The sequence below is a fragment of the Aquabacterium sp. A08 genome (genome assembly GCF_011742065.1).
Map to the genome: position 1 here is coordinate 1 of NZ_JAAQQT010000607.1, position 17579 is coordinate 17579.

The 17579-nt window shown below is 69.2% G+C and carries 17 protein-coding genes; 5 read left to right on the plus strand and 12 right to left on the minus strand.

Annotation, left to right across the window (positions count from 1 at the left end; genetic code table 11):
* Positions 1 to 696 (plus strand): alanine:cation symporter family protein (locus tag HA630_RS09550; RefSeq protein ID WP_166834319.1); only part of this gene is annotated, 696 nt, incomplete at its 5' end.
* Between the two features lie 16 nt (positions 697 to 712).
* Positions 713 to 1732: an asparaginase gene (locus HA630_RS09555; protein WP_208300049.1), complete on the plus strand. Its 1020-nt coding sequence runs from the start codon at positions 713 to 715 to the stop codon at positions 1730 to 1732.
* A gap of 121 nt (positions 1733 to 1853) precedes the next feature.
* On the opposite strand, the gene HA630_RS09560 is transcribed toward HA630_RS09555, so the two are convergent.
* The 4 genes from HA630_RS09560 to HA630_RS23595 form a co-directional block, all read right to left on the minus strand.
* Positions 1854 to 2507: a DUF6680 family protein gene (locus tag HA630_RS09560; RefSeq protein ID WP_208300050.1), complete on the minus strand. Its 654-nt coding sequence runs from the start codon at positions 2505 to 2507 to the stop codon at positions 1854 to 1856.
* Positions 2508 to 2669: 162 nt separating this feature from the next.
* Positions 2670 to 3593 (minus strand): nuclease-related domain-containing protein, encoded by a 924-nt coding sequence (locus HA630_RS09565; protein ID WP_166834321.1) that lies wholly within the window; start codon positions 3591 to 3593, stop codon positions 2670 to 2672.
* Positions 3594 to 3704: 111 nt separating this feature from the next.
* A complete protein-coding gene (locus HA630_RS23590) occupies positions 3705 to 4331 on the minus strand; it encodes a Fic family protein (RefSeq protein ID WP_243855424.1) in 627 nt (208 codons plus the stop codon).
* Complete coding sequence (locus HA630_RS23595) at positions 4328 to 4858, minus strand: DUF4172 domain-containing protein (protein ID WP_243855425.1); 531 nt, start codon at positions 4856 to 4858, stop codon at positions 4328 to 4330. Before HA630_RS23595 ends, HA630_RS23590 begins: the two co-directional genes overlap by 4 nt.
* Positions 4859 to 4977: 119 nt before the next feature.
* Between HA630_RS23595 and HA630_RS09575 the strand changes: the two genes are divergently transcribed.
* Both HA630_RS09575 and HA630_RS09580 read left to right on the plus strand, forming a co-directional pair.
* The gene (locus HA630_RS09575; RefSeq protein WP_166834323.1) at positions 4978 to 5256 is read left to right on the plus strand and encodes a type II toxin-antitoxin system RelE/ParE family toxin; all 279 of its coding nucleotides are present in this window, start codon (positions 4978 to 4980) and stop codon (positions 5254 to 5256) included.
* The gene (locus tag HA630_RS09580) at positions 5256 to 5549 is read left to right on the plus strand and encodes a HigA family addiction module antitoxin (protein ID WP_166834326.1); all 294 of its coding nucleotides are present in this window, start codon (positions 5256 to 5258) and stop codon (positions 5547 to 5549) included. Before HA630_RS09575 ends, HA630_RS09580 begins: the two co-directional genes overlap by 1 nt.
* A 48-nt stretch (positions 5550 to 5597) precedes the next feature.
* On the opposite strand, the gene fba is transcribed toward HA630_RS09580, so the two are convergent.
* From fba to pyk, 4 genes are all read right to left on the minus strand, one after another.
* On the minus strand, positions 5598 to 6662 hold the full coding sequence (gene fba, locus HA630_RS09585; protein ID WP_166834328.1) for a class II fructose-bisphosphate aldolase: 1065 nt from the start codon (positions 6660 to 6662) through the stop codon (positions 5598 to 5600).
* Positions 6663 to 6767: 105 nt separating this feature from the next.
* On the minus strand, positions 6768 to 9581 hold the full coding sequence (gene ppc / locus HA630_RS09590) for a phosphoenolpyruvate carboxylase (RefSeq protein ID WP_166834330.1): 2814 nt from the start codon (positions 9579 to 9581) through the stop codon (positions 6768 to 6770).
* Between the two features lie 47 nt (positions 9582 to 9628).
* Positions 9629 to 11227, minus strand: coding sequence for a glucose-6-phosphate isomerase (pgi, locus tag HA630_RS09595; protein ID WP_166834332.1), 1599 nt, complete (start codon positions 11225 to 11227; stop codon positions 9629 to 9631).
* On the minus strand, positions 11224 to 12657 hold the full coding sequence (gene pyk / locus HA630_RS09600) for a pyruvate kinase (RefSeq protein WP_166834334.1): 1434 nt from the start codon (positions 12655 to 12657) through the stop codon (positions 11224 to 11226). The genes pgi and pyk overlap by 4 nt, the downstream gene beginning before the upstream one ends.
* A 133-nt stretch (positions 12658 to 12790) precedes the next feature.
* Here pyk and HA630_RS09605 point away from each other — a divergent pair, with 133 nt between their 5' ends.
* Positions 12791 to 13666, plus strand: a complete 876-nt coding sequence (locus HA630_RS09605) for a CoA transferase (protein WP_166834336.1) — start codon at positions 12791 to 12793, stop codon at positions 13664 to 13666.
* Positions 13667 to 13742: 76 nt separating this feature from the next.
* On the opposite strand, the gene HA630_RS09610 is transcribed toward HA630_RS09605, so the two are convergent.
* The 4 genes from HA630_RS09610 to HA630_RS09625 form a co-directional block, all read right to left on the minus strand.
* Positions 13743 to 14933: a phosphoglycerate kinase gene (locus tag HA630_RS09610; RefSeq protein WP_166834338.1), complete on the minus strand. Its 1191-nt coding sequence runs from the start codon at positions 14931 to 14933 to the stop codon at positions 13743 to 13745.
* Positions 14934 to 14996: 63 nt separating this feature from the next.
* A complete protein-coding gene (locus tag HA630_RS09615) occupies positions 14997 to 15680 on the minus strand; it encodes a MarC family protein (protein WP_166834340.1) in 684 nt (227 codons plus the stop codon).
* Between the two features lie 35 nt (positions 15681 to 15715).
* A complete protein-coding gene (locus HA630_RS09620; RefSeq protein ID WP_166834342.1) occupies positions 15716 to 16450 on the minus strand; it encodes a 3'-5' exonuclease in 735 nt (244 codons plus the stop codon).
* A gap of 10 nt (positions 16451 to 16460) precedes the next feature.
* Positions 16461 to 17579 (minus strand): DUF294 nucleotidyltransferase-like domain-containing protein (locus HA630_RS09625; RefSeq protein ID WP_243855426.1); only part of this gene is annotated, 1119 nt, incomplete at its 5' end.

The window sequence follows — 17579 nt, forward strand, 5'->3', positions numbered from 1 at the left end:
GGCGCGGCCATCCTCATGGGCGTCAAGCGCGGGCTGTTCTCGAACGAGGCCGGCCTGGGCAGCGCGCCCAACGTGGCGGCCGTGGCCTACGTGCCGCACCCGGCCAGCCAGGGCATTGTGCAGGCGTTCTCGGTGTTCATCGACACCCTGGTGATATGCTCCTGCACCGCTTTCATCGTGCTGCTCAGCGGCGTGTACCAGCCCGGCATGGCCACCGAACTGGGCGGCGTCGCGCTGACGCAGGCTTCGCTGGCCAACATCGTGGGCGAATGGGGCCGCGTGTTCGTGAGCGTGGCGCTGATGCTGTTTGGCTTCACCACCATGGTTTACAACTACTACCTCGGCGAAAACAGCCTGAGCTTCTTCACCGGCGAGAACCGGGGCGTGCTGGTGCTGTACCGCCTGGTGGTGATCGCCCTGTGCGGCTGGGGCGCCACCACCGACCTGGGCACCGCCTTCGCCTTTGCCGACGTGACCATGGGCTTTCTGGCCCTGGCCAACCTGTTTGCCCTGGCCATGCTGTTCAAACAAGGCCTGCGCCTGATGCGCGACTACGACGAGCAGGTGGCCGCCGGCGTGCCCGAGCCGGTGTTTGACGCCACCCGCTTTGCCGACCTGGGCGTGGACCGCCAGGCCTGGGTGCTCGAGCCCGCCGACGCCGAGCGCGTGGCCCAAACCGCCCGCCGTGGCGCCTGAGCCGGGAGGACCGGGCGTGACGGGCACGGGCCGCGTTCTGGTGTTGCACGTGGGGGGCACCATCGGCATGGTGGCGTCGCCCCAGGGCTACCGGCCCGCGCCGGGCTTTCCCGAACGGCTGCGCCAGGCGCTGCACGCCACCGGCGGTCAGGGCCTGCCCGCCTTCGACGTGCGGGAGCTGGACCCGATCGACAGCGCCGAACTGCGCCCCCGCGACTGGGCCGTGATGGCCCAGGCCCTGGTGGACCACTGGGACCGCTACGACGGCTTTGTGCTGCTGCACGGCACCGACACCATGGCCTGGAGCGCGTCGGCCCTGTCCTTCCTGCTGCGCGGGCTGGACAAGCCGGTGGTGTTCACCGGCTCGCAAATTCCCATGAGCGAACCGCGCAGCGACGGCCTGGGCAACGTCGAAAACGCCCTGCGCCTGGCCGCCCTGCCCGCACTGCGCGAGGTGACTCTGTGCTTTGGCCGCCATCTGCTGCGCGGCAACCGCGCCCGCAAGCTGGCCACCGCCCAATTCGATGCTTTCGAGGCGCCCAACGCCCTGCCCCTGGCGGAACTGGGCATCGACATTCACCTGCACCGCGACCGCCTGTGGCCCGCCACCGGCCCGCGCCGGTTTGCCGTGCCCACCTTTGACGACGAAGCCGTGGCCGTGCTGGCGCTGCACCCTGGCATGAGCGGTGCGGCCGTGGACGCCCTGCTGGCCCCCCCGGGCGTGCGCGGCCTGGTGCTGCTCAGCTACGGCGCGGGCAACGTGCCGGCCAACCACCAAGGTTTTATGGCGGCGCTGGCGCGCGCGGCGGCGCGCGGGGTGGTGCTGGTCAACGTCACCCAGTGCCTGCACGGCAGCGTGCAGCAGGGCGCGTACGCCACCGGCTCGGCGCTGGGCGCGCTGGGCGCGGTGCCGGCCGGCGACATGACGCCCGAGGCCGCGTTTGCCAAGCTGCATGTGCTGCTGGCGTCCACCGACGATGCGGACGCGGTTCGGCGGGGGATGGGGGAGAGTTGGTGTGGGGAGATGGGGTTGTGAGTGCCGCGAATGGCAGATTACGGCCCTAAGCGGATGGTCGGGGAATTAGAAAACGGACGCCCGACGAAGAGGTTACCGGCGCCGCCCGGCTTTATCGTGCAGCGTACGGTGGACCGCAGGGTTAGTCTTTCGGCTTCACCTCGACTTGAAGGACACCTGTTTCCAGCGCCTTTCCAATGTTCTGAATAGCCGCCTTGTTAATTGCCAGAGCCTCTTCATCTACAGGGAAACCGACGACATTCATCTTGAGAGCGTGTTTGCCTGTTACCAATGACAAGGCCGCCTTACGCAGCTCTGTTTGCTCGGCTTCGATTTCGCCGTGGGCTACGGGCGAATACGCGCCGCGTTTAAGCTGAACCCGGTCAAACTTGAAGCCGAGATCCTGCGCAACGGCGTAGAGCAAGTTCGTAAAGAGTTCATCGCCTTGAGCCACCCAGAGAGAAATTTGGGCGTCATCGACTTTGTTGTTGAGGTGATCGTGATATTCTTTCCAAGCGTCAAGGACACGTTGCTCCTTTGCCGATCTACGCTGAATACCAAACGCCCTCTCACCATAGAAGACGAGATCAACCATGTTCAGGGCGCGCACATGCTCAGGTGCAAGTCGCGCGGCCCGAGTCGCCATCAGTTGCTCAAACAGAAATGCTTTTCGCCGTTGTTTCTCTCGGAACGACTCGACGGCCTTTTGAGCCTGCACCGCAAGAATAGGCCCTAGGAGGGCGGCGACTATGGTTGCCCAGTCTTTCAACTCAAGGCCAAGGAACGGTGTTTGCATTTTTTACAGGCTTAGCGTTTGAAAGGAGTGGGAGACGTTGGCGATTCCCAATAGTTGGGCATTCTAGGGAACGCCGCTAACCTGGAATAGCCCCCTAAAGGGGCATTTAGCGACTGCTTTCGGCATCAATCCTGGGTGTCCGCTTATGGCCGATTCCGGGCGTCACCGAAACCGCGCCTGATGTTCCCGGCAATACTGCAACCCCCCAAACCGCCGTTCGTTGCCCCAGCAGAACTTGCCTTCCGCGAAGGTGATCCGGGCGCCACATTCGGCGCACACCAGCTTTCGGGCCAGTTGGGCACTGTCTGTAGGTGCTGAAGCCGGCACGGCGGGCTGCATGGAGCTTGGCGCCGGTGGTGCTGCGGGAAACAAATGCTCAGGCAACGGTCTCAGCGGCGCCGGCCGGTGTTGCCGGACCAACTTTTCGCCCCATTCGCGCAGGGTGTCCACGCTGCGCATGTTCGCCAGCAGTGAAAAGATTTCGAGCGTGCCAATGTGGTCGGTGCGTTTTTTGTGCCAGGCGGGGAACTGGTCGGCCTTCATCACGTTGTGGGTGCTGAACACCTTTTCGGCCGGGCGTTTGATGATGGCTTTGGGGTGGACCAGCACCAGGTGGTGCATCTCCAGTTGGCGCTGGGTGCGGCCGCCAATGTCCAGCCGGTCCAGCAGTTTGTGCAGCACCCGTTCGTGCCGGCGGCTTTGCTCGATGGGTGACGGAATGCCGTACCGCACCCGGCCGTAATCTGCGGTGAACTCGCCGTGGTCGTTGATCAGCAGGCTGCCGCCGTAGTTTTTCGTCTCGAACAGGTAAATGCCACCGGCCCGGTAGAACACCAGGTGGTCGATCTGCGCCACATCGCCATCCACCTCCACCCGCAGGTCGTGGATGACCACATGGTTTTCCGAGTCCTTGAAATGGCTGTTCAGGTAAAACGCGGCGTCGCGTTCGCCCTGAATGCCCATGCGCAGCCGAAACAGCTCGTCCGTGAGCCACTGCCTCTGCGCGGCATTCAGCGTGCGGTCGGTCAGCCGTTGTTCCAGCTGCCCGAGTTGCGACGAATGGTCGTCGGCGTTTTTCAGTATCAACGGCCCCTCCCTGGCGTGTGTGGTGTGGCGCGATCTGTGTCGCGCTCCCCTGCATTATGGGCAAAGAGCGGAAGGTCGGTTGACGCACAGGCCCTGGCGTGGCGTGGGCGATCAAGTCACCCCGTGCGTCCACTCCGGCACGTTGATGCAGTAACGCACCGCTTTGCCTGTTCCGTGGCTGCGCAGTTGCCCGGCGCTGACCATGTGCGTCAGGTCGCGGGTAGCCGTGGCTTTGGAAACGCCGGTCATCTTTATGTACTTCTCGGCGTTCAGGCCACCCAGGAAGCCGCCGTCGCCGTCGTCCAGCAGCCGTTGCAAAACCTTGCGCTGCCGCACGTGCAGGGGCTGGCCGGCATGGGTTTCCCAAAAGCGGCGCTTCAGCATGGCCTGATCGATGACGCCGCTCGTGGCCTGGCAGGCCAAGGCCCATTGGCCGGCAAACCATCGCACCCAGTGGGTGATGTCGCAGCCGCCGCGCTGTGCCTGGTTCAGGGCGTCGTGATACGCTTGTCGCGAGGCCAGCAGTTGGCGCGACAGGCTGCACAGCCTTTGTGGCTGTTGCAGGTGTTGTGCCAGGGCCATGTCCACAATGGCCCGCCCGATTCGGCCATTGCCGTCCTCGAACGGGTGGATGCTATCGAACCACAGGTGGGCGATGGCGGCCCGGACGAGGCCATCCACCGATGTTGGGCCCGCGGGGGGCGTGGTAGCGGCAAACCAGGCCAGAAACCGGGTCATGTGTTCGCGCACTTGGTGGGAGGGGGGGCCTCGTAATGCACCACTTCCCGCCCCGGCGTGCCACTGACGATTTGCATCGGGTCGGTGTGGTCGCGGTAGCGACCGACCGCAATGCGTTGAAGGCCCGAGGTGCCGCCCGGAAACAGCGCCGATTGCCAGCGGCACAGCCGTTCCTCATCCAGCGCTTGGTCGAACGCCGTGGTGGCGTCGCCGAGCACTGCGACCAAACCCTCTACGTGCCGGTCGTGGGGACCTTGGTCGGCCAGACCCAGGCGCTGCATCACCGACGAACGCACGACCTCCAGCGGCAGGTGCTGCCCTTCGATCTCGGCGGTCGCCACCACCTCATCCGCGAAGGCGTTCAGAACGATGGTGTGGGTGCTGCCCAGGCCTATGCTGGCCACTTTGCCTTCCACGACACCGTAACAACGGTGGGCATGCGCCAGCGCGGGCGCCACCTGCTGGGCATCCACCACCAGCCGAGGCCAGTCGGGGTGCTGCCAAATCCACTTCGGGAAGGGGTTCATGAGCCGCATTTCGAAAAATACGGCTCACACGCTTCAGTTCACCACCTGCGCCAGTGCCCCGCAAGGGAAATCCGTTGCGACAATTGATGCGCGTTGCGCAACATGCTACATTGGCGTGCATGATCAAATCGTTCAGGCACAAAGGCCTGCGCAGGTTTTTCGAAACGGGGAGCGCCTCAGGTGTTCAGGCCAGCCACGCCAAACGGCTGCGCTTGCAACTGGCGGCGCTGGACACGGCACAAACGGTAGAGGACATGGACATCCCCGGTTTTCGCCTGCACCCGCTCAAGGGCGAGATGCAGGGGCGCTGGTCAGTCACGGTCAACGGTAACTGGCGCATGACCTTTGAGTTCCACGACGGTCACGCTTTTGTGCTGGATTACGAGGATTACCACTGATGAGCATGCACAACCCGCCCCACCCCGGTGAGTTCATCGCCGGCATTTATCTGGAGCCGAACGGCATCAGCGGACGCGAACTCGCACAGCAACTGGATGTGGCGCCGTCCACGCTGGGCCGCGTGCTCAAAGGCACCAGCCGCGTGACGCCAGATATGGCCTTGCGGCTGTCCAAAGCCATCGGCCGTTCGGCCGAAAGCTGGCTGGCCATGCAGGATGCCCACGACCTCTGGCAAGCACGTCAGCGCGTGGACTTGCAGCGGGTGGGTCAACTCAAACTGGCGGTGGTGTAAAAAAGCCGCCCTGAAGGCGGCTTGGGTGCTGGCAGCGCGCAGGGCGCCTCAGTTCACCACCTGCGCCAGTTCCCCAAGCGCGTACTTTGTGGCCACTTCGCTCAGGGAATAGCCTTTGATCTTGCCGGCCTGGCCTTCGCAGCCGAATTCCAGGTAGCGCTGCTTGCAAATGGCCTGGGCGGCGGCGCGCGCGGGCTTGAGCCATTCGCGGGCGTCGAACTTGTCGGGGTTTTCCACCAGGAACTTGCGCACCGCGGCGGTCATGGCCAGGCGGATGTCGGTGTCGATGTTCACCTTGCGCACGCCGAACTTGATGGCTTCCTGGATCTCTTCCACCGGCACGCCGTAGGTTTCCTTCATCTGGCCGCCGTACTGGTTGATGAGCGCCAGCAGTTCCTGCGGCACGCTGGAGGAACCGTGCATCACCAAATGGGTGTTGGGGATGCGGGCGTGGATTTCCTTGACGCGGGAAATGGCCAGGATGTCGCCGGTGGGCTTGCGGCTGAACTTGTAGGCGCCGTGGCTGGTGCCGATGGCGATGGCCAGCGCGTCCAGTCCGGTGGCCTTGACGAACACGGCGGCTTCTTCGGGGTCGGTCAGCATCTGGCTGTGGTCCAGCTTGCCTTCGGCGCCAATGCCGTCTTCCTCGCCGGCTTCGCCGGTTTCCAGGTTGCCCAGGCAGCCCAGCTCGCCTTCCACCGACACCCCCACCTTGTGCGCCATCTCCACCACGCGGCGGGTCACGTCCACGTTGTATTCGAAGCTGGCGGGGGTCTTGCCGTCTTCCTTGAGCGAGCCGTCCATCATCACCGAGCTGAAGCCCAGGTCGATGGCGCCCTGGCACACCGCCGGGCTCTGGCCGTGGTCCTGGTGCATCACCACCGGGATCTGCGGGTAGGCCTCGCAGGCGGCCTGCACCAGGTGCTTGATGAAGGGTTCGCCCGCGTACTTGCGCGCGCCGGCGCTGGCCTGCAGGATGACGGGGGCGCCCACTTCTTTGGCGGCCTCCATCACGGCCTGCACCTGTTCCAGGTTGTTGACGTTGAAGGCCGGAATGCCGTAGCCGTGCTCGGCGGCGTGGTCGAGCAGTTCGCGCATGGAAACGAGCGCCATGGATGATCCCCTGGAAACAACAGTACAGAAATGGTCTGCCGGCGATTTTAGCCGGCCACCCCCAGCCGCGCACCGGCGTGCCGGGGGGCCGGGGGGCCGTAGGGATCAACCGGTGTTGCGCAGCCCCGCCGCAATGCCGTTGATGGACAGGTGGATGCCGCGCTTGACCCGTTCGGTGTCGCTGCCGGCGCGGTAGCGCCCGATCAGTTCCACCTGCAGGTGGTGCAGCGGGTCGATGTAGGGGAAGCGGTGCGCGATGGAGCGCGCCAGGGCCCGGTTGCTGGCCAGTCGCTCCTCGGCGCCGGTGATCAGCGTCAGGGCGTCCTGGGTGCGCTGCCATTCGGCTTCGATGGCGGCAAACACCCGCTTGCGCAGCTTGGCGTCGGGCACCAGGTCGGCGTAGCGCCGGCCCAGCGACAGGTCGCTCTTGGCCAGCACCATGTCCAGGTTGGACAACAGGGTGCTGAAGAAGGGCCACTTCTTGTGCATCTGCTGCAGCAGCTTGAGCGCTTCGGCTTCGCCCAGGCGGGCCTGCATCTGCGCCACCGCGCTGCCCAAGCCGTACCAGCCGGGCAGCGTCAGACGGCACTGGCCCCAACTGAAGCCCCAGGGAATGGCCCGCAGGTCTTCGATGCGTTGCGTGGCCTTGCGCGACGCCGGGCGCGAGCCGATGTTGAGTTCGGCGATTTCGCGGATCGGCGTGGCGCTGAAGAAGTAGTCGGTGAAGCCCGGGGTTTCGTAGACCAGGGCGCGGTAGGCGTCCATGCTGGCCTGCGACAGTTCGGCCGCTGCCTCCAGGTACTTGGCCGGGATCGGCTTGGCCGGCGGCAGCAGCGTGGCTTCCAGCGTGGCGGCCACCAGGGTTTCCAGGTTGCGCCGGCCAATGTCGGGGTTGGCGTACTTGGAGCCGATGACCTCGCCCTGTTCGGTCAGGCGGATCTGGCCGCGCACGGTGCCGGCCGGCTGCGCCAGGATGGCCTGGTAGCTGGGGCCGCCGCCCCGGCCCACCGTGCCGCCGCGGCCGTGGAACATGCGCAACTGCACCGGCTGGCCCAGCTCGCGCGAGAGTTCGTCAAACAGCGCCACCAGCGCGGTTTCGGCGCGGTACAGCTCCCAGTTGCTGGTGAAGATGCCACCGTCCTTGTTGCTGTCCGAATAGCCCAGCATCACGTCCTGTTCGTGGTACTGGTTGGGACCACCGCGCAGCACCAGGCCTGCGATGCCGGGCAGGCGGTAGAACGCGTCCATGATGCCGGCCGCATTGCGCAGGTCTTCGATGGTCTCGAACAGCGGCACCACGATCAGGTCGGCCACCGCGTCGTGGTCCAGGGTGCCGCGCACCAGGCCCACTTCCTTTTGCAGCAGCAGCACCTCCAGCAGGTCGCTCACCGTTTCGGTGTGGCTGATGATGGCGTGGCGGATGCAGGCGGCGCCAAAGCGCTCGCGCAGCTCGCGCGCGGTCTGGAAGATGGCCAGCTCGCTCAGGGTGTGGGCGGTGTAGGGGGCGCCGGGCACGCGCAGCGGGCGCGCGTCGTTGAGCAGGCGCAGCAGCAGTTGCTGCTTGGCGTCTTCGCCCAGGGCGCTGTAGTCGGGCTCGATGCGGGCGTGGGCCAGCAGGTCGGCCACGGCCAGTTCGTGCTGGTCGGAGCTCTGGCGCAGGTCCACCGTGGCCAGGTGGAAGCCGAACACCTCCACCGTGCGGATGAGGGGCTTGAGCCGGTGCTGGGCCAGGGCTTCGCAGCGCTGTTCCTTCAGCGAGGCGTCGATGGTGCGCAGGTCGGCCAGCAGCTCGTCGGCGCTGGCGTAGGGGTTTTGCGGGGCCACGGCGTGGCGCGCGGCTTCGCCGCCGGTGAGTGCATGCAGCGTGGCGGCCAGGCGCGCGTAAACGCCGGTGAGCGCGCGGCGGTAGGGCTCGTCCTGGCGGTGGGCGTTGGTGTCGGGCGAGCGCTCGGCCAGCGCCTGCATGGCCGGCGGCACCGGCAGCAGCATGGCCGACAGCGACAGTTCCGCCCCCAGGCGGTGCACCTCGGTCAGCAGGTGGCGCAGCACCCGGTCGGCCTGCTGTTGCAGCGCGTGGCGCAGGGTGTCGGCGGTGACGTTGGGGTTGCCGTCGCGGTCGCCCCCGATCCACTGGCCCATGCGCAGGAAGGGCGCCACCGGGCGGCCGTCCAGCGCCTGTTCGATCTGGCGGTACAGGCGCGGGATTTCGGGCAGGAAGGTGCTCTGGTAGTAGGTGAGCGCGTTCTCGATCTCGTCGGCCACGGTGAGCTTGGTGAAGCGCAGCAGCCGGGTGTGCCACAGCTGCGTCACGCGGGCCAGCATCTGCGCTTCGTTGGCGGCCAGTTCGCGCGCCAGCAGCCCGTCGCCGGGGCGGGCGCCGCCGGCGGCCTGCACCACGGCGTCGCGCTCGGCCAGCAGGCGGGCGATGTCGCGCTCGGCGTCCAGGATGCTCTTGCGCTGCACCTCGGTCGGGTGGGCGGTGAGCACGGGCGACAGGTGGCCGTGGGCCAGGGTGCGGGCGATGGTGTCGGCGTCCACCCCGGCGTCGCGCATGCGGGCCCAGGTGTGGGCCAGGCTGCCTTCTTGCACATGGCCGGCGCGCTCGTGCACCGCGCGGCGGCGGATGTGGTGCCGGTCCTCGGCCAGGTTGGCCAGGTGGCTGAAGTAGGTGAAGGCGCGGATCACGCTGACCGCCTGGTCGTCCGAAAGGCCTTTGAGCAGCTTCTTGAGCTGCTTGTCGGCGGCGTGGTCGGCCTGGCGGCGGTAGGCCACCGAGAGCTGGCGGATCTGCTCGATCAGTTCGTACACCGCCACGCCCTCGTGGGCGCGGATCACGTCGCCCAACAGGCGGCCGAGCAGGCGGATGTCGTCGATCAGGGGCTGGTCCTTGTCGGGCGAGTCGGAGGGGTGGCGGGCCATGGCGGTGCGGGTGGGTGGGGGGCGAAAAGGGTGGTGCGTGGCGGGGGTCAGGCGGGCGCGGCGCCCTGGCGTTCCAGCGCCTGGGCCAGGGTCTTGCCCAGTTCCACGCCCCACTGGTCGTAGGGGTGGATGCCCCAGAGCGCGGCCTGGCAGAACACCTTGTGTTCGTACAGCGCGGTCAGCGCGCCCAGGCTGTGCGGGGTGAGCGCCGGCAGCCACAGGGTGTTGCTGGGCACGTTGCCGCGGAAGGTGCGGTGCGGCAGCAAGGCCTGCACCTGGGCCGGGTCCAGGCCGCTGCGTTCCAGCAGGGCCAGGGTGTCGGCCTCGGGCCGGCCCAGGGCCAGAGCGTCGGCCTGGGCGCGCAGGTTGAGCAGCACCACCCGGTGGTGTTCGTGGGCCAGGGGCAGCGGGGTGTCCTCGGTGTCGACGCCGATGAAATCCACCGGCACCCGGTGCTGGCCCTGGTGCAACAGCTGGAAGTAGGCGTGCTGCCCTTCGATGCCCAGCCCGCCCCAGACGATGGGGCCGGTGGCCACCTGCACCGGCTGCCCGTCCACGTGGGTGGACTTGCCGTTGGATTCCATGTCGAGCTGCTGCAGGTAGCGCGCGAAGTGGAACAGCCGGCCGGCGTAGGCCGCGACCAGGTGGGTGGGGCAGCCCAGGAAGTTGCGGTTCCACACGCCCAGCAGCGCCAGCACCAGCGGCAGGTTGCGCGCGGGTGGGGCTTCCCAGAAGTGCCGGTCCATGGCGTGGGCGCCGGCCAGGAATTCGCGGAAGTTCGCCGCGCCAATCGCCACCGCCAGCGGCAGCCCGATGGCCGACCAGACCGAGTAGCGCCCGCCCACCCAGTCCCAGAAGCCGAAGGTGTGGGCCGGCGCGTAGCCCTGCGCGGCCGACACGGCGGGCGCGGCGGTGACCGCGATCAGGTGCGGTGTCTGTTGCTCGGCGGTTGCCAGGCCGCCATCGGCCAGCCAGCGCCGGGCCGAAGCCGCCAGCGTCATGGTTTCCTGGGTGGTGAAGGTCTTGCTCTGCACCACGAAGACGGTGTGGTCCGGGCGCAGGCGGCGCAGTTCGCTGTGCAACGACCAGGCGTCGGGGTTGGAAACGAAGTGCACCCGCACCGCCGGGTCCACGTGGGCGTCCAGCGCCTGCACCGCCATGCGCGGCCCCAGGTCGGAGCCACCGATGCCGATGTTGACCACGTCGGTGATGCGCGCGCCGCGGTGGCCGCGCCAGCGGCCGTCGCGCAGGCGTTCGGCGGCGTCGAGGAAGCGGTCGAGCTCGGCCTGCACCGCCTGCGCCACGGCGCCGCCCCAGGGCGGGTCGGCCCAGCCGCCGCCGCGCAGCGCCACGTGCAGCGCGGCCCGGCCTTCGGTGGCGTTGATCGCCTCGCCACGCCGCTGCGCCTCGGCCAGCGCCAAGACGCCGGACTCGTCGGCCAGGGCCAGCAGGGCGTCCAGCACCTCGGGCGTCACGGCCTGGCGGCTGGCGTCCAGCCGCAGGCCGGCGGCCTGCCACTGCAGGGCGGCGTGGCGGGCGGCCTGGCCCGGCGCCAGCAGTTCGCGCAGGTGCGGCACGCCCGCCTGGGCCAGCGCCTGCAGGCGCTGCCAGGCGGCGCGCTGCGGGGGCGGCGTGAAAACGGTCACGGCGCCACCCGGCAGATCTTGAGCATGTTGGTGCCGCCGGGCGTGCCCATGGGTTCGCCGCAGGTGATGGCGTAGACGTCGCCCGGCTGCACGATGCCGCGCGCCCGCAGGTGGGCCTCGGCCTGGGCCAGGGCGGTGTCGCGGTCGGCGCTGGTGTCCATCAGCAGCGGCACCACGTTGCGGTACAGCGCCATGCGGCGCTGCGCCGCCAGCTTGGAGGTGACCGCGTAAATCGGCAGGTGCACCTTGTGCCGGCTCATCCACAGCGCGGTGGAGCCCGAGTCGGTCAGCGCGACGATGGCCTTGGCCCCCAGGTGCGAGGCGGTGAACAGCGCGCCCATGGCGATGGACTGGTCGATGCGCTCGAAGGTCTTGCCCAGAAAATCGGATTCCAGCTCGTGGTGGTCGGCGGCCTCGGCGGCCTCGCAGATGCGCGCCATCTCCTGCACCGTCTGCAGCGGGTACTTGCCGGCGGCGGTCTCGGCGCTCAGCATCACCGCGTCGGTGCCGTCCAGCACCGCGTTGGCCACGTCGCTCACCTCGGCGCGGGTGGGCACCGGCGCCTGGATCATGCTCTCCATCATCTGCGTGGCGGTGATGACCACCTTGTCGTGCTCGCGCGCCAGCCGGATCATGCGCTTTTGCAGCGCCGGCACGGCGGCGTGGCCCACCTCCACCGCCAGGTCGCCGCGCGCCACCATGATGCCGTCGGACGCGCGCAGGATGTTCTCCAGCTCGGGGATGGCCTCGGCGCGCTCGATCTTGGCGATCAGCCCCGGCTTGTGCCCCGGCGGGCAGGCGGCGTGGCAGAGCTGGCGCGCCAGCGCCATGTCGGTGGCGGTTTTGGGGAAGCTCACCGCCACGTAGTCGGCGCGCAGGGCCATGGCGGTCTGGATGTCGGCCATGTCCTTGTCGGTCAGGGCCGGCGCGGTCAGCCCGCCGCCCTGCTTGTTGATGCCCTTGTTGTTCGACAGCTCGCCGCCGATGGCCACCGTGGTGTGCACCGCCGCACCGGCCACCCGCGTCACGGTCAGCACGATCAGGCCGTCGTTGAGCAGCAGCGTGTCGCCGGCCTTCACGTCGCGCGGCAGTTCCTTGTAGTCCAGGCCCACGCCCTGCGCGTCGCCGGGTGTGGTGCGGGCGGCGTCCAGCACAAAGGGCGCGCCCTCGTGCAGCTGCACCCGGCCTTCGGCGAACTTGCCGACGCGGATTTTCGGGCCCTGCAGGTCGGCCATGATGGCGACCTCGCGGCCGGCGCGCTGCGCCGCGGCCCGCACCCGTTCGGCGCGGTCGATGTGGTCCTGCGCGCTGCCGTGGGAAAAATTCAGCCGCACCACGTCCACCCCGGCGCGCACCATGGCTTCGAGGATGGCGGGCTCGCTGGAGGCGGGGCCCAGGGTGGCAACGATCTTGGTGGCGCGCAAGGACATGCAGGGGGTCTCCGGGTGGGGGGCGCGGGGCAGCGCCGGGGGCGAAGGCCCATTATTTCAGCTTCGGCCGCGACACCCGGCGCAATTCGCCTGCGCGACAATGAATATTCTTCACAGCCCCCGACCCACTCCCATGCCCTTGAAGTTTTCCGTCAAGCCCCTGCAAGGGGTGCGCATCGTCAGCCTGGCGCTGAACCTGCCCGGCCCGGCCGCGCTGTGGCGTTTGCGCGCCATGGGCGCCCGCTGCACCAAGGTCGACCCGCCCGCCGGCGACCCCATGCGCCTGTACAGCCCGGCCGCTTTCGCCGACCTGTCAGCCGGGCTGAAGGCGGTGACGCTGGACCTCAAGGCCGCCGCCGGCCAGGCCAAGCTGCACAAGCTGCTCGCCCAGGCCGATGTGCTGCTCACCTCCTTCCGTCCCTCGGCCCTGACCAAGCTGGGCCTGGACGCCAAGTCCCTCAAGCGCGCCCACCCGGCGCTGTCGCTGGTGACCATCGTCGGTGCGCCTGGCGCCCGCGCCGAGGAACCGGGCCACGACCTGACCTACCAGGCCGAGGTCGGTCTGGTGGCCGACCTGGCCGTGCCGCCCAGCCTGCTGGCCGACATGGCCGGCGCCCTGGCCGCGTCGGAAGCGGTGCTGCAGGCGGTGCTGGCGCAGCGCGCCAGCGGCAAGGGCGTCCGCCTGGAGGTGGCATTGTCGGAGGCCGCGCGCTGGCTGGCCCTGCCGCGCCACTGGGGCCTGACTGCGCCCGGCCAGTTGCTGGGCGGCGCCCACGCCGGCTACCGCGTGTACCCCTGCAAGAACGGCCGGGTGGCGCTGGCCGCGCTGGAGCCGCACTTTGCTGCCGGCCTGGGCCGGGCCTTTGGCCTGGGGCCGCTCACCCCCGAGGCCTGCCTGCTGCCCGCCACCCACGACGCGGTGGCCGCTTTCGTGGCGCGCCAAACCCGCGCCCAGCTCGACCGGCTGGCCACCGCGCACGACCTGCCGCTGCTCACCCTGCCCGCCTGAGCGCCTGCCACGCCGGGCGCAAAAAAACCGCGCCCGGCGGGTGCCGGCGCGCGGTGGCTGCGGGGCGGGCGGCGCGTCAGGCGCGCTTGGCCAGCACCTCGAAGGCCGGCAGGGTCTTGCCCTCCAGCACCTCCAGGAAGGCGCCGCCGCCGGTGCTGATGTAGTCCACCTCGTCGGTGATGTGGTACTTGGCGATGGCGGCCAGGGTGTCGCCGCCGCCGGCGATGGAAAACGCCTCGGAGTGGGCGATGGCCGAGGCCATCATCTTGGTGCCGCCGGCGAACTGCGGGTACTCGAACACGCCCACCGGGCCGTTCCAGACGATGGTGCCGGCGTGGGCGATGATCTCGGTCAGCTTGGCCGAGGTTTTCGGGCCCACGTCCAGGATGCGGTCGTGCGGGGCCACGTCGTCCACCGCGATGCGGTTGGCGCGCGCCAGCGCCGACACCTCGTCGGCCACCACCACGTCCACCGGCAGCGGCACCTCGGCGCCGCGTTCCTTCATGATGTCCATCACCTGCTGGGCTTCGCGCACCATTTCCGGTTCGGCCAGCGAATCGCCGATGCGCTTGCCCGCGGCCAGCAGGAAGGTGTTGGCGATGCCGCCGCCCACGATCAGCTGGTCCACCTTGCCGGCCAGGGTTTTCAGGATGGACAGCTTGGTGCTGACCTTGGAGCCGCCGACGATGGCCACCAGCGGGCGCGCCGGGTTTTCCAGGGCTTTCGTGATGGCGTCCATCTCGGCCGCCAGCAGCGGGCCGGCGCAGGCGATGGGCGCGGTTTCGGCGATGCCGTAGGTGGTGGCCTCGGCGCGGTGGGCGGTGCCGAAGGCGTCGTGCACGAACACGTCGCACAGCGCGCCCAGCTTGGCGGCCAGTTCGGGCTTGTTCTTTTTCTCGCCCACGTTCAGGCGGCAGTTCTCCAGCAGCACCACCTGGCCCGGGGCCACGGCGAAGCCGCCGTCCACCCAGTTCTGCACCAGCGGCACCTCGCGGCCCAGCAACTCGCTCAGGCGCTGGGCCACCGGGGCCAGCGTGTCTTCCGGCTTGAATTCGCCCTCGGTCGGGCGGCCCAGGTGCGAGGTCACCATCACCGCGGCACCGGCGTCCAGCGCCATCTGGATGGCCGGCAGCGAGGCGCGGATGCGCGTGTCCTCGGAGATGTTGCCATCGTCGTCTTGCGGCACGTTCAGGTCGGCACGGATGAAGACGCGTTTGCCAGTGGCTTGGCCGCTGGCGCAGATGTCGGAAAAGCGCAGGAATTTCATGGCGGGTGTGAGGGAGGGGTGTGACAGAAAAAAGCCCTCAACTGTACTGCAGCCGGGGCGCCGTCAGGCCGCGGCGAGCACGCCCAGCAGCAGCTCGCGCACCCCTTCCCACACGATCTGCACCCCCAGGCACAACAGGATGAAGGCCGACAGCCGCAGGAAGATGACGCTGCCCGCGTCGCCCAGCGGCCGCAGCAGCCGCTGCGCGTAGCGGAACGCCAGGTAGAGCAGCACGCCGATGGCCAGCAGTGCCAGCGCCCCGCCGCCCATGCGGGCCAGCGACAGGGCCAGCCGTTCGTCGGCCAGGGACACGCCCACGGTGATGGCTGCCGCGATGGAGCCGGGCCCGCAACTGACCGGGAAGGTCAGCGGGTAAAAGGCCTGGCGGCGGGCCATGTCGGGGGTGAAGGCGTCGGCCAGTTCGGTGCGGCTGTCGTCGCTGGCGTGCGAGGTGTTGAGCAGCCGCCAGGCCATGGAGGCCACGATCAGCCCGCCCCCCACCCGCACGATGGGCAGAGAAATGCCGAAGAATTCGAGCACGTAGGAGCCCACCACCATGGAGCCCAGCATCAGCGCCACCATGTTGCGGGCGATGCGCCGGGCCAGCGCGGCGCGGGTGGCGGCCGAGGCGCCCTCGGTCAGCCCCAGGAAGATGGGCGCGGTGGCGGCGGGGTTGAGGATGGGCAGCAGCGCGGCAAAGGCGAACAGAAAGCTCTTGCCGGCCGCGCCCAGCAGTTCCAGGGTCATGCGGGCGTCCTTTCAGGGGGGTGGGGGGTCATGCCTCACAGCCAGAGTTCGCGCACCGGCGTGTCGGGCAACAGGTGGTGCGCCACCTGGGCCTGCAGCAGTTCGGCGGTGGCCAGCGCATCGGTCAGGGCGTGGTGCAGGCGGTAACGCGGCAGGCCGTAGCGCTCGCGGCAGGCGGCCAGCCGCAGCGACACCGGGGCCGGGGCCTGCCCGAGCCAGCGCCGCCACAGCGGCACGGGCGTGCGGCGCCAGCGGGCCTCCAGCGCCATCGTGTCGATCACCGGGAAGTCCAGCGTCTCGCCCAGCCGCCGGCGCAGCGCGCTGTCCAGAAAGCCGCGCTCCACCGCGCGGCAGTGCACCACCACCACGTGGCCGGCCAGGGCCTGCAGCACCTCGCCCAGCACCGCGTCCAGGTCGGGCGCCTGGTCGATCTGCTGGTGGGTGATGCCGTGGACGGTCACCGCCGCGTCGCCCAGCGGCACGCGCGGCCGCAGCAACCAGTGGCGCGCGGCGCTGGCCTGCACCCGCTCCAGCGTCAGCGGCACCAGGCCCAGGCTGACGATGCCGTCACGCTCGGGGTCCAGCCCGGTGGTTTCCAGGTCCAGCGCCAGCAGCGGCACCTCGCGCAGCGGGGTGTGGCCGGGTACGGTGCCGGCCGCGCAGAAGGCGCGCAGCCGCGGGTCGCGCAGGTGGGCCGCCTGTGCGCGCAGCCGGGCCGGCCAGTCGGGTGCGGGCGGTTCGGGGCGGGGCAGCAGGCCGGCGTGGAACATGGCCGGCGCGTCAGCCCCGGCCCGAGCCGTGGCGGTACTTCAGGTAGTCCTGCGCGTGGCTGAGCACGGTGAAGGCGTCGCGCAGGCGTTTGCGTTCAAAGTCCGACAGGCGTTCGGGCTCCAGGCTGTTGTCGGGCTCGCGGCCGGCGCGCAGGTCGTCGGCCTGGGTGCGCAGCCGCACCCCGGCGATGAATTCCAGCGCGTCGTGCAGGTCCGGCCCGCGGCCCGGGGGCAGCACCTGGGCGCGCACCACGTCGTCCAGCCGCTCGAAGGAGTTGAGCGCCTCCGAGCCCACGGCCAGCGCGTGCACGCGGATCAGGTCGGTCAGCGGCGCCGTGCCCCGGCGCTTGAGGTTGATGGCCGCGCTGTGGCGGCCGTCGGCCTCCAGCACAAAGCCCTTGAAAAAGCCGAGTGGCGGGGTGCGCAGCAGGGCGTTGCGCGCCATGCTGGCCAGGAAACGCGGGTGCTGCCGGGCCTGCCGCGCGACGTGGCGGCGCAGGGCGTCGGCCCATTCGGTGCGGCCGTGCACGCCGTCCAGGTCAAAGAAGATGTTGCTGTGCAGCAGCCCCTCGGGCGTGGGCTGGGTGATCCAGCCGTCGAAGTAGCCTTGCCAGACCCGGCGCGGCTGGCGCCAGCGCGGGTGGGTGGCCATGACGCCACCGCTGCACAGGGGGTAGCCGCAACGCGCCAGGCCGTCGCAGACGAAGGTGGCCAGCTCGGCGAAGTAGGCGCCGTGCAGCGCCGGGTCGTAGCGGTCGTCCAGCAGCAGGGCGTTGTCCTGGTCGGTCACCATGCCCTGCTCCTGCCGCGCCATGGAGCCCAGCGCCAGAAAACAGTAGGGCACCGGCGGCGGACCCAGCGCCTGTTCGGCCAGCTCCAGCAGCCGCTGCTTGAAGGCGCGCCCAATGGCCGACAGCGTGTGTCCGATCACCCGGGCGCTGCCACCCTCCTGCACCATGCGCAGGAACACGGCGCGCACCTCGGGCTGCAGGGCGGCGAGCTCGTCCAGGCCCTGGGCGTGGCCGATGCGCCCGACCACGAACAGCCCGTGGCGCGATTCGTGGTGCACGATGTCGGCCAGGGCCAGCACCCCCACCGGGCGCTGTTGTTGCAGCACCGGCAGGTGGTG

Coding starts and splice junctions, on each gene's coding strand:
- HA630_RS09605 (WP_166834336.1), top strand. CDS start 12,791: ATGCCCTTGAAGTTTTCCGTCAAGCCCCTGCAAGGGGTGCGCATCGTC.
- HA630_RS09615 (WP_166834340.1), bottom strand. CDS start 15,680: ATGACCCTGGAACTGCTGGGCGCGGCCGGCAAGAGCTTTCTGTTCGCC.
- pyk (WP_166834334.1), bottom strand. CDS start 12,657: ATGTCCTTGCGCGCCACCAAGATCGTTGCCACCCTGGGCCCCGCCTCC.
- HA630_RS23590 (WP_243855424.1), bottom strand. CDS start 4,331: ATGACCCGGTTTCTGGCCTGGTTTGCCGCTACCACGCCCCCCGCGGGC.
- HA630_RS09580 (WP_166834326.1), top strand. CDS start 5,256: ATGAGCATGCACAACCCGCCCCACCCCGGTGAGTTCATCGCCGGCATT.
- fba (WP_166834328.1), bottom strand. CDS start 6,662: ATGGCGCTCGTTTCCATGCGCGAACTGCTCGACCACGCCGCCGAGCAC.
- HA630_RS09610 (WP_166834338.1), bottom strand. CDS start 14,933: ATGAAATTCCTGCGCTTTTCCGACATCTGCGCCAGCGGCCAAGCCACT.
- HA630_RS09620 (WP_166834342.1), bottom strand. CDS start 16,450: ATGTTCCACGCCGGCCTGCTGCCCCGCCCCGAACCGCCCGCACCCGAC.
- ppc (WP_166834330.1), bottom strand. CDS start 9,581: ATGGCCCGCCACCCCTCCGACTCGCCCGACAAGGACCAGCCCCTGATC.
- HA630_RS09575 (WP_166834323.1), top strand. CDS start 4,978: ATGATCAAATCGTTCAGGCACAAAGGCCTGCGCAGGTTTTTCGAAACG.
- HA630_RS23595 (WP_243855425.1), bottom strand. CDS start 4,858: ATGAACCCCTTCCCGAAGTGGATTTGGCAGCACCCCGACTGGCCTCGG.
- HA630_RS09560 (WP_208300050.1), bottom strand. CDS start 2,507: ATGCAAACACCGTTCCTTGGCCTTGAGTTGAAAGACTGGGCAACCATA.